Below are 10,889 nucleotides of genomic sequence, written 5' to 3'. Positions count from 1 at the left end.
TATCGCGAGCGGCGGCAGGCGGAGAGGCGGACCGGAGCGCGCGCGCAGCGCCGCTCGCCCGGCGGCGGTGGAGCTCGTCCGGCGCTGTCCGAGGTCGCTAGAATGTTCTGCTGGAGCTATCGACTCCATCGCTTCGATCAGCAGCGAATTGACCCCTGACGCCGCCGGTGAGAGGGCGATGGCGCCGGCTCCGCCGGCGACCTGTCGCGAGGTGCGCCGCGAGCGCCCCGCGGCCGGTGAGCGACGGCGCGAGGTTCCTTGAAGGAGTGCGAGACATGCTGAGGCAACTGGCGACGAACATCGTTTTGCTCGCGTTCGCGGCGGCTCTTCCGATCGCGTGCTCGGGATCGGGCGACGGCCCTGGGGCCGCCGGCGGCAGCGCCGTCGCGAGCGGGAGCGGCGGCGCGGCGGCGTCCGTCGGGCAGACCTCGGCCAGCAGCGGCGCGGGCGGGGACGGCGGCGCGGGAGGCGGCGCGGACGGGGGCGGCGGCGCGGGCACGGGCACGGGCGGCGCGGGCACGGGCGGCGCGGGCACGGGCGGCACCGGCGGCGCGGGCGGGGGCGAGGGCGGCGCTGGGGCCGGCTGCGTGGGGATGGGCGGGATCACCTACACGCTCGCGATGGCCCCCGCGCCGACCGCAGAGCAGCAGTCCGCGTATGCCATGATCACGAGCGCCATGGATGAAGCGCTGTCGCACTACAACTGTTACACGAGCATCGAGAAGCGCCTGTCGGTGTCCTACGTGCCCTCGGTCGCGACGGCCGACGGCAACGTCAACGGATCCATCCGGTTCGGCGCGCTCAGCTCCATGAACTACATCACCGCCATGCACGAGATCTCCCACACCCTGGGGGTCGGCAGCTTCGAGTTCGGGGCGATGGTGAGGGACGGCGTCTTCACGGGCGAGGCGGCGACGAGCCAGCTCAGGGCGATCACGGGGAACGAGGGCGACGTCGTGCACGCGGACAACCAGCATTTCTGGCCGTACGGTCTCAATTACACGAGCGAGGTCGAGACGACGGACGATCTCGTGAACCACTGCAAGATGGTGATCGCCATCCGCGAGGACATCGGCTACTGAGGCCCCCCGCGCCGCGGTCCGCGCGGCGCGGGGGCGCCTCGGCGCGCTGCGGCGCGCCGGCGCCGATTCACCGGAGGTACGCGGCCAGCCCGAGCCCCTGATCGCGGATGGCGTCGGCGACCACCCTGGCGATCCGCTCCGCGCCGGAGCGCGAGAAGTGCGTGTGATCATCGCAGAAGAACTCGCCGACGGGCCCTCCGGTCGTCGCGCTCACGTCTCCCCCGGGGACCGGGCAGAAGCCGAGCTCGTTGTAGAGCGCGACGCTGTGCTCGTGGAGATCGATCACCGGCGCGCCGTGCTCTTCGCCCGCCTCGTGGGTCGCGGTCACGTACTCCCCGCGCGTCCCCCGGGCCGTGCTGCCGCTGCAGGCGATCGCGCTCACGGGCGTCACGAACACGGGCTGCGCGCCCCGCTCCTGCGCGGCGCGAGCCATCATCCCGTAGCTGCTCTTGAAGGCGTCGAGCCCCACGTGCCGATCGCACGTGCGCGATCCGTCGTTGATGCCGAACTGGATGAATAGATAGTCGCCCGCCTTCATGCCGCCGAGCATCTGAACCCACCTGTCCTGCAGCGCGGGCTCGCCGCTCGCGTCGCGCTCGAGCGCGCACTCTCCCGTGCTGTCCATGGTGCTCTGCACGTGGTAGAGCCACGTGCGCACGCTGCGGCCGCCGACCGCGCTGTTCACCACGGTGACCCGCTCGTCGAAGAGCGCCGCGATCTGGCCGCCCCAGCCCGCCGGGCAAGGGGTTTGTCCGTTGGCGACCGTGGAGTCGCCCGCGATCCAGATCGTGACGTCCTGCAGCGGCTCCATCCCGCCGGACCCGGCGCCGCCGCCTCCGGGGGCGCCGCCCGAGCCCCCCGCGCCGTCGGGCGCGCCGCCGCCGGTGCCGGCGCCGCCAGCAGCGCCCGACGACGCCGCCGTGCTCCCCGCGCCCGCGCTCGCGCTGCTCGCTCCCGGCGGCGGGCCGCCGCCCGCTCCCCCCGTCCCCGCGCCGGTGTCGCCGCCGGAGCCCTCCGCATCCGTGCAACAGGCCAGGGCGAGCAGCGCGACCCCCGACGCGCGGGCCACTCGCCGACGGGCGGCAGATCGTAAGTCCAAGTGCATGAACATGCCTTCCTCCTGCATCCCTGTGTCCGGGACGCCCTCCAATCAATCACGGATGGGCGCTTTTTCCTCGGACCTGCCCACCGAGGCGCGCTCCGGGGGCGTCGTCGCCGCATTTTTGAAGCAATATCGGAATCGAGCCCACGCGAGCGCCGGCGCTCCGCGGCCGCCCCTCGCAACGGACGAACGGTTGCGCTGCGGGGAGAGACGAGGTGAAGAGACGTGAACAGACATCGCGAGCACAAGGGTTCGTTCCCGACGCACGGCGGTGTACGGACGTAAACGGACGTAAACGGACGTGAACGGACGTGAACGGACGTGAACGGATGAAGTCGTTGGCGCTCCGAACGGAAATCCACTCTTCGCCACGAGCCGTAGACGGCAGTATTATGCCGTTGACTGACGCGGAATTTGTCACGTAGCTTTACGAAGAGGTGACGCTGGCCGAAGGGGGGGCGTCGCACGGGACAGCAGGAATCACCCAAGCGCGCTCTCGTACGCCCGCGACGCAGCGGTACGAGGCTCCGCCGCGCGATAGCCAGAGGAGACGGTAGTTGTGCCCATGTCTCTACGAGCTCATCGCACACTCTCGCAAGGGCAAGACGAGAGCGACGTCTATCTCGTCTCACGACGAAGGTATCGAGTGCTCGTCGTCGACGACGACGAGCGGGCGCTGCGCAGCATCGCCGCGGTCCTGTCGGCGGACGTGGACGTCGTGACCTGCTCGTCGGCAGAGCACGCGCTGAAGCTGCTCGAGGCGAGGCGGTTCCACCTCGTCTGCTCCGACTTCTTGATGCCTGGAATGAAGGGAGACGAGCTGCTCCGGCGGGTGTCGGGGATGTCCGTGTACACGAGCTGTCTCCTCGTCACCGGGGCCGACGAGTACATCCGCTCCATGAGCGGCAGCCACAACTATGTCATCCTGAAGCCGTTCGACCCGGACCGCCTCATCGGGATCGTGCTGCAGCTCTCGCGCCTCGCCGAGATGAAGCGGTCGGTCCACTCGATGACCGACTCCCTCGGATCGTCGGGCCCGACGGGGGCGGCTGCCGGGGGCGAGATGGTCTCCTGCGAGGCTCCCGACGCCGGCTCGCCGCCGGACTCCGCGCCGGCGCCCCCCACCTCGAGGCTCGGCGCCCGCGCGGCGGCCGGGTCCACGGCGCGCGGGCCGGAGCTCACGAGGGCCGACCCCGCGGCGCCCGGCGCCCCGGGGCGCTCTTGCCGATGAGGTCGCGCGCGGCGGCGCGGGCGGAGGGACGAGGAGCCGTATGATCAGCTGGGATCCCCTGGGCGCAGCAGAGCAGGCCGCGGTCGCGGACGAGATCCTGTCCGTGCTGCGCCACGACCTGCGCAACCGCTTCGCCATCGTCCGCAACGCGTCGTTCTACATCAAACGAAAGGTCGCGGGAGACGCGGCCTACTCGGCGGATCCGAGGATCGCGGAGTTCTTCGGGATCATCGACGAGGAGGTGATCGCGGCGAGCGCGCGGCTCGACGAGTCGGTCGACGCCGCGCGGCTCTTCACCCGCCGGAGCGCGCGCGTGAGCGCGGCCGATTGCGTGCGGCGCGCGGCGGCGTGCGCGCGCATCGGCGCGTCCGGGGCCCGCGTCGAGCTCTCGGCCGAGGACGGCGACGTCGAGGCGGACCCGATCGAGCTCGCCGTCGCGGTGCGGTGCCTGATCGAGAACGCCGTGGAGTCGACCCCAGAGGACGGCGTGGTCACGGTGCAGGGCGCCGCGAGCGGCGCGCGGTACCTGATCCAGGTCACGGACGCCGGGGGCTCCACCGGCGAGGTGGACGGCGAGGCGCTCCTGCGCCCGTTCTACACGACGAAGCCGGGTCACTTCGGCCTGGGGTTGAACATCGCGAGACGGGTCGCCCGGCGCTACCGCGGCGCGCTCGCCCTCGAGCCGCGGTCGCGCGGCACGTCGGCGATCATCGATCTGCCGCTCGCCGCCCCGCCGGACGCCGGCGGCGCCGGCCCGGAGCCGGCGCCGTGAGCGCGGTTCGACCGCCCCGAGGGCGCCCGAGGCGCCCGCCGGCAGCATGGAACCCGGCGGCGGCGATCGGGGCGCGGCGCGCGCGCCCCGGCAGCGCGCTGGGCCTGCTCCTGGCCGCGTCGACGGCGGCCGCGCCGCCGGAGCAGGAGCGGGCCGAGGCCGCGGGGGAGCCGGCGCGGCCCCCGGTCGAGGAGCTGTTCCTCGGCGAGGCGCCGTTCCCGCAGGAGGCGCTCGAGCTGCAGGTCACGAGCGCGCCGGCGTGGGAGCGCGACGGGCGCCGGGTCCGCTTCGGCGTCCCGCTGCTGCTGGAGCTCGGCATCACCGATCGCCTCCAGGTCGGGGCCGAGCTCCCCCTCGAGCTCGTGCGCCACGACCGGGGGGCGACGGCCGGGCTCGGCGCCGTCCGCGCGGAGGCGATGGTCAACCTCATCGACGGCGGGGCGTTCGGGCTCGCGCTGTCGGCGGGGCTCGAGGCCGCGCTCCCCGCCGGCGCGCGCGAGCTCGGGCCGACGGGCTACGCGCTGGAGCCGTTCGTGAGCCTCGACAAGGCGATCGGCGGCGTCCACGTGGGCCTCTCCGCCTCGGCGGAGGTCCGGCTGCCGGCCGCGCGGCGCGACGCCGCGGAGCTCAGCCCCGGCGTCGCGCTGGCCGTGATCCTGCCGGTCGGCCCCGTGGCGCCGACCGTGGAGCTCGCCGCCGAGCTCGACGAGGCCGCGTCGCTCGCCCTCGCGTCCGGCGTGCTCTGGCACCCGGCGCCCGGCCTCGAGCTCGGCGCCGCGCTCGAGCTCGGGCTCGCCGGGGAGACGCCCGACGTCGGGCTCCTGCTCCTCGTCACGCGGGAGATCGAGCTCGCCGGCGGCGGCGATGAACCCCTGGAGCACGGAAGCAGGAGCCGCTCCCCATGAGCATTCGAGCCAGACTGGCCTCCATCTTCGGCGTCGCGCTGGCAGCGGTCCTCGTCGCCGGGGGAGCGTTCTACTTCACCATCGCGGAGATGCTGATCTTCCAGCGGCGGGCCGAAACGTCCTACGAGGATCTGACGCTGCACGTCACCCTCGCGAGCGACGCCAGCCGCTACATGAACGAGGCGGCGAAGGCCGCGCTCCGCGGCGGCGTCACCGCGGAGCTCGCGGACGCGGCCGAGGCCGCGGCGCGCGACCTGGCCGCCATCGAGGCGCTCAAGCGGCGGATGATCGCCGACGAGGAGATCAGGGAGAGCGACGAGGAATCGACGGAGGAGATCGGCCACATCCGCTTCATGCGAGAGAGCCTCGATCACATCGTCGCGAGCACGGCGGGGATCGCCCGCGTCGCGGACGACCGCGCGGGCGAGCGGCACGCGATGTTCGTGCGGCTCTCCGACGACGAGTACAAGGAGCGGTTCCTCCCGCACATCAACGCGGCGGTCCACGACGCGGAGCGGGACATCGCCAGGATCCTCGCCGACGAGCAACGCCTCCGCGCGCGGGTGGCGGCGATCGGGGCGGCGGCGATCGGCGGAGCGCTGGTCATCCTGGTCGCGCTGCTCGGGAGGCTCCTCCGCGCGATGGATCGCGGCTTCCACGCGCTGATCGAAGGCTCCCGGCGGATCGCGCACGGCGATCTCGAGCTGCGCCTCCCCGAGCTCGATGAGCACGAGTTCGGGCGCCTGAGCGCCGCGTTCAACCACATGGCGCAGAGCCTCCAGGCCGGCCAGGAGGTCAGGATGCGCATGGAGAAGCTCGCGGCGGTCGGGCAGCTCGCGGCGAGCGTCGGGCACGACCTCCGGAACCCGCTCGGCGCCGTCCGCAACGCGAGCCATTACCTCGGTAAGCGCCTCTCCGCGACGGAGCTCGGCAGAGAGCCCCGCGTCGCGCAGTTCCTCTCGATCATCGACAAGGAGCTCGCGGCGTGCAGCCGGATCATCGGCAACCTGCTCGACTTCGCGCGCGAGCGGCGGCCGCTGCTCTCGGCGTGCGCGCTCGGCCCCCTCGTCGACGACGCCATCTCGGTCGTGGAGGTCCCGCCGCACGTGCGCGTCGAGAACGACGTGCCCGCCGCGTTCCCCGTCGTGGAGCTCGACCGGGACCAGTTCCGTCAGGTGCTCGTGAACCTGATCCAGAACGCGGCCGAGGCGATCCCGGCCGGGCGCGAGGGGCGCGTGCGGGTCGCCGCGGCGTGGGGGAGCGACGGGCTGACGCTCTCGGTCGCGGACAACGGGACGGGCATCCCCGCGGACATGCTCGCGCACATCTTCGAGCCGCTCTTCAGCACCAAGCTGAAGGGGACCGGCCTCGGCCTGGCGATCAGCGCCGGTATCGCCCGCCGGCACGGCGGCACGCTCGAGGCGACGAGCGAGCCCGGCGGCGGCGCGACCTTCGTCGTCCGGGTGCCGGCGCGCGAGGCCGCGACGGCCGCGGAGCCCGTCGCTGCGCCCTCCGGGGCGCAGGACACATGACAGGGGGGTCGAGCCATGCAGGGGTCCATGCAGCAGGTCAAACGCGTGCTCGTGGTCGACGACGAGGAGGGGATGCGCATGACGCTCGCCGCCAACCTCGAGCTCGAGGGGTACGAGGTGGTGGAGGCGAGGGACGGCGCCCACGCGCTCGAGCTCGCGGAGCAGCAGGCGTTCACGCTCGTGCTCAGCGACGTCCGCATGCCCGGGCTCAACGGCGTCGAGACGTTCCGGGAGCTCAAGCGGATCCAGCCGGAGCTCACCGTCGTGCTGATGACCGCGTTCGCGCTCGAGCAGCTCATCGAGGAGGCGATCGGGGAGGGCGTCTACACCGTCATCTACAAGCCGTTCTCGATGGATCACCTGGCGCGCGTCGTCGCTCGCGCGGTCGACGCGCCGGACGTCCTCGTGGTGGACGACATCCCGAAGGTCGCCGACTCGATCGTCGCGGTGCTCCGGGCGGCGGGGCTGTCGGCCCACGCCGTCCACGACGGGCGGACCGCGGTCCAGCACGTCCTCGAGCGGCGCGTCGACGTCTGCGTGCTCGATCTCGTCATGCCCGATCAGGACGGCGTCGCGACGTGCGCGCAGATGCGGGGGCTGACGAAGCGCGTCACGGTGATCGCCATGACCGGCCACTCGGTCCCGGAGATGGTCGGCGCGATCATGAGCCAGGGCGGGTACACGTGCCTGCGCAAGCCGTTCGACGCGCGCGAGCTCATCCACACCATCGCCCGCGCCCGGGGCGACGCGGCGCCCGGGTGAGCCGCCGCGGCGCCGGCTGCCGGCCGGCGAGCGGCTCGCCGAGGCGCCGCCGTCGGCTCGGCTCGGCCCGGTCCCACCCTGCGCTCACGCGACGCCCTTGCCGCGGCGGTCGCTCCACCCGAGCGACCGCTCCGGGCGCCTCGGCCCGGTCTCGCGGCTCCGCGCGAGGTGCTCGGCGAGGACCTCGGGCTCCTGCTCGCCGGCCTCGACCAGCCACTCGCCGGCGAGCTTGTGGCCGAGCTCCCGGTCGCGGTCGGTGAGCATCGCGTACGCCGCCTCCCGCAGGAGCGCGCTGCGGAAGGCGAGCTCCTCCTCGCCCGGGAACCGCGAGCTCGGCCGGCGCTCGAGGATCTCGCGATCGAGCAGCTCGGCCCACGCCGCGCGCTCGCTCGGCCCCTGCGCCGGCGCGCCGAGCAGCGCGCGCACGCCCCCCGCCCAGCAGACCTCCCCGAAGACGCTCGCCGCCCGCAGGAGCCGCCGCGCCTCGGGCCCGAGCGCGGCGATGCGCGCCTCCACGAGCCCCAGCGCCGCCTCCGGCGGCGCGCGGCGCCCCTCCGCCGCGGCCCGGATGAGCTCCTCGAGGCAGAACGCGTTGCCCGCGGCCCGCTGCGCGAGCGCGGCGGCCTCCTCGGGCGCGAGCGACGCGCCGAGCGCGCTCCGCACCAGCTGCTCGGCCGCCCGGGCGGGCAGCTCGCGCAGCCGGAGCTCCGACAGCCCCCGCTCGGCCCAGAGCTGCGGGAAGAGCGCGTGGACCTCGGGCCGGGCGAAGGCGAGCACCGCGTAGGGCCGATCGCCGAGCTCCCGCAGCGCCCGGTCGAAGATCCCCACCGAGGGCGCGTCCCCCCCGTGGAGATCCTCGAGCACCACGAGCATGGGGCGCGCGCCCGTCACCGCCCGCGCGTAGTCGACGTACGCGCGCTGGATCTCCTCGGCCATCCGCGCCGGGTCGCGCCGCGCGGCCTCCAGCGCCGCCGGCGCCTCGTCCGGCGGGGCGAGGCCGAGCAGCTCGCCCAGGAACGCGGCGGCCCATCGCCCCTCCTCGCCCGCGAGCAGCGACCCGAGCGCCTGCGCGAGCCTGGCCCGCTGCGCGTCCGGCGCCTCGCCGGGGGCGATCCCGAGCGCGCTCCGCAGCGCGCCGGCGAGCAGCGCGAGCGCGGCGCCCCCGCCGAGGGTGTCGCCGCGAGCGACGCTCAGCGCCACGCCGGGGTGACGCTGGAGCAGCGCGTCGACGGCCTCGCGGCGCAGGCGCGATTTGCCCATGCCCGCCGCCGCGGTCACCAGCGCCGCCGCGGCGCGCCGCTCGGTGAAGCTGTCGCCGACGAGCTCGAGCAGCTGCTGCAGCTCCCGCTCGCGCCCGACGTAGGGGCTCGGCCCGCCGAGGAGCTGGCGCGCTCCCTCGCCGATCTCGCGCTCGGCCTCGAGCCGCGCGAGCCCGCCCTCGGCCACGACCTCGAAGCGCTCGTCGAGCAGGGCCCGCGTCGCCGCGTCGACGAGGACGCCCTCGCGCCGGCCGTCCGCGCGGGCGGGCGCGGCGGCCGCGTCCAGCAGCGCGGCCGCCTGGTCCAGCGCCTCGCCGAACGGCGATCCCCTCATGGGTTCGCCCCGCGCCGTCACCAGCGCGACCGCCGCGCCGGGGAGCAGCGCGCGGACCTGCAGCGCGCAGCGCGCCGCGAGCGCCGCCTGGTCGGCCGCGCTGCCCGCGCTCGCCGCGACGGCCGCCACGACCCCGTCGCCGAGCTCGACAACCTGAGCGCCGAGCGTCAGGGCCGCGCGGCGCACCGCGGCGAGCGTGCCCGGCGGCGGCGCGTGCGCGTCCAGGGACTCGGTCGTCGCGGAGAACGAGGGGTGCGCGGACCGGACCGCGACCACCGAGGCGAGCCGCCTCTCCCGCATGGAGATCGCCGCGGGAGGGGGCAGGGCCGAGGGGGCGCCGCTCCCTTCCAGGGCGCCGAGCGCGTCGACGCAGCGCCCCACGGCCGCGCCGTCCTCGGGTCGCTCCGACGGATCCTTGGCCAGCATCCTCGTGAGGAGCGCGTCGAGGGCCTCGGGCACCTCGGGCCGCAGCTCCCGCGCCCGCGGCGAATCCTCGAGGAGCAGCTTCCACACGACCGACAGGTGCTGCCCGCGGAACGCCCGCTGCCCGGTGAGGCACTCGAACAGCACGCAGCCGAGCGCGAAGACGTCGGCGCGCCCGTCGAGCGCCTCCCGGTCGCCCCGCGCCTGCTCCGGGGCCATGTAGCCCAGCGTGCCCACCACCGCCGACGTCCCGGTCAGGCGCGACGTGGCGTCCGAGAGCAGCGCGATGCCGAAGTCGAGCAGCTTGACCCGATCGAGCGCGCCGTCGACCAGGAAGAGGTTGCTCGGCTTGATGTCGCGGTGCACGATCCCGCGGGCGTGCGCCGCGCCGAGCGCGTCCGCCACCCTCCGGGTGAGGGCGACGCTCTCGTCGACGCGCAGCTCCCGCCGCGCCAGCCGATCCGCGAGGCTCTCGCCGGAGAGCCACTCCATCGCGAGGTACGGCTCCCCCGTCGGCGCCACGCCGTGCGTGACGTACCGCACGATGTGCGGGTGCGAGAGCCGGGACAGCGCCGCGGCCTCGCGGAGGAAGCGCGCCTCGGCGCGCGCGTCGAGCCGGCGCAGCAGCTTGACCGCGACGACCTCGCCGCTCGCGCGATCGAGGGCCCGGTAGACCGTGCCCATCCCTCCGGAGCCGGCGACCTCCGCCAGCTCGAAGCGGTCGTCGAGCAGCCTGCCGGGCAGCATCAGCGGGCAGGATGCACCCTCACCCGAGGGCCTGGCAAGGCGGAGCGGCGGCGCAATCGTGTCGTCGAGCCGGCGCCGCGCGCACGGATTACTTAGTTATGTGTCATTATCAAGGGTATCGCGGGCCGAGGGGCAGCAGGATCTCGCCAGAGCGCGCTGCTCGCCAGGGCGCGCTGCTCGCCAGAGCGCGCTGCTCGCCAGAGCGCGCTGGCGGCGCCTGCGCCGGCCCCGCGGAGGCACCGCGGGGCCGGCAGCGGCTGCTCCGGAGCCCGGCCGCGCAGGACGCCGGCGACATCATCGTTCCGGACAGCGGCCACGCGATCCACGTGAGCGCGGGCGACGTGAGCGCGGGCGACGTGACCACGGGAGCGCGCCTGTTCTACGAACGGATGTTCTCGCGGCCCTCCGACCGAGAGATCTCACGCCGAGGCGCGGACGCATGTCGAGAGCGCATGGCGTCGGCATCGAGAGGCTCGTACCGGAAAGCCGTGCTTTCCCTTGCATGATGTCTGTTCCCGAATAGACTTTCTTGCCTGATCAACATCAGACCTCTGTCATTGGCGATCGACGTAGACGACGTAAACGACGTAAACGACGTAAACGACGTAAACGACGCCAATCGCAGGATTTGCCGCCGCCGAGCGGACGGGGCGCCCTCGACGCGCGCTCGCCGTCGCGACCGGTGCGCGCGCGGGACGTCCGCGCTCGGCGTCGAGTGCTCTGTTGATCCTGGGGAGGGG

General features: G+C 74.1%; 8 protein-coding genes. 6 read left to right on the top strand and 2 right to left on the bottom strand.

The window, feature by feature from the left end; all coding sequences use genetic code 11:
• Positions 1-275: 275 nt before the first annotated feature.
• The gene (locus WMF20_RS30820; RefSeq protein WP_437605453.1) at positions 276-1,082 is read left to right on the top strand and encodes a hypothetical protein; all 807 of its coding nucleotides are present in this window, start codon (positions 276-278) and stop codon (positions 1,080-1,082) included.
• A 67-nt stretch (positions 1,083-1,149) separates the two neighbouring features.
• Here the strand turns inward: WMF20_RS30820 and WMF20_RS30815 are convergent, their stop codons facing one another.
• The gene (locus WMF20_RS30815; RefSeq protein WP_437605452.1) at positions 1,150-2,151 is read right to left on the bottom strand and encodes a GDSL-type esterase/lipase family protein; all 1,002 of its coding nucleotides are present in this window, start codon (positions 2,149-2,151) and stop codon (positions 1,150-1,152) included.
• Between the two features lie 679 nt (positions 2,152-2,830).
• Here WMF20_RS30815 and WMF20_RS30810 point away from each other — a divergent pair.
• The 5 genes from WMF20_RS30810 to WMF20_RS30790 are packed head-to-tail and all read left to right on the top strand — an operon-like array spanning position 2,831 to position 7,386.
• Positions 2,831-3,415: a response regulator gene (locus tag WMF20_RS30810; RefSeq protein WP_437605451.1), complete on the top strand. Its 585-nt coding sequence runs from the start codon at positions 2,831-2,833 to the stop codon at positions 3,413-3,415.
• Between the two features lie 40 nt (positions 3,416-3,455).
• Positions 3,456-4,187 (top strand): sensor histidine kinase, encoded by a 732-nt coding sequence (locus tag WMF20_RS30805; protein ID WP_437605450.1) that lies wholly within the window; start codon positions 3,456-3,458, stop codon positions 4,185-4,187.
• Positions 4,184-5,092 carry a hypothetical protein gene (locus WMF20_RS30800; RefSeq protein ID WP_437605449.1) on the top strand — a complete coding sequence of 303 codons (909 nt, stop codon included), beginning with the start codon at positions 4,184-4,186 and terminating at the stop codon, positions 5,090-5,092. The genes WMF20_RS30805 and WMF20_RS30800 overlap by 4 nt, the downstream gene beginning before the upstream one ends.
• The gene (locus WMF20_RS30795) at positions 5,089-6,624 is read left to right on the top strand and encodes a sensor histidine kinase (protein ID WP_437605448.1); all 1,536 of its coding nucleotides are present in this window, start codon (positions 5,089-5,091) and stop codon (positions 6,622-6,624) included. The genes WMF20_RS30800 and WMF20_RS30795 overlap by 4 nt, the downstream gene beginning before the upstream one ends.
• A gap of 27 nt (positions 6,625-6,651) precedes the next feature.
• Positions 6,652-7,386, top strand: a complete 735-nt coding sequence (locus WMF20_RS30790; RefSeq protein ID WP_437605447.1) for a response regulator — start codon at positions 6,652-6,654, stop codon at positions 7,384-7,386.
• 84 nt (positions 7,387-7,470) lie between these two features.
• Here WMF20_RS30790 and WMF20_RS30785 read toward each other — a convergent pair whose 3' ends face one another.
• Complete coding sequence (locus tag WMF20_RS30785) at positions 7,471-10,149, bottom strand: serine/threonine-protein kinase (protein ID WP_437605446.1); 2,679 nt, start codon at positions 10,147-10,149, stop codon at positions 7,471-7,473.
• Between the last annotated feature and the right edge of the window lie 740 nt (positions 10,150-10,889).

It is taken from the genome of Sorangium sp. So ce834 (assembly GCF_051521425.1).
In the GTDB taxonomy this organism is placed as follows: Bacteria; Myxococcota_A; Polyangia; order Polyangiales; family Polyangiaceae; genus Sorangium; species Sorangium cellulosum_D.
This window is presented reverse-complemented; position numbering and strand designations above follow the sequence as displayed.

Coding starts and splice junctions, on each gene's coding strand:
- WMF20_RS30820 (WP_437605453.1), top strand. CDS start 276: ATGCTGAGGCAACTGGCGACGAACATCGTTTTGCTCGCGTTCGCGGCG.
- WMF20_RS30805 (WP_437605450.1), top strand. CDS start 3,456: ATGATCAGCTGGGATCCCCTGGGCGCAGCAGAGCAGGCCGCGGTCGCG.
- WMF20_RS30795 (WP_437605448.1), top strand. CDS start 5,089: ATGAGCATTCGAGCCAGACTGGCCTCCATCTTCGGCGTCGCGCTGGCA.
- WMF20_RS30790 (WP_437605447.1), top strand. CDS start 6,652: ATGCAGCAGGTCAAACGCGTGCTCGTGGTCGACGACGAGGAGGGGATG.
- WMF20_RS30785 (WP_437605446.1), bottom strand. CDS start 10,149: ATGCTGCCCGGCAGGCTGCTCGACGACCGCTTCGAGCTGGCGGAGGTC.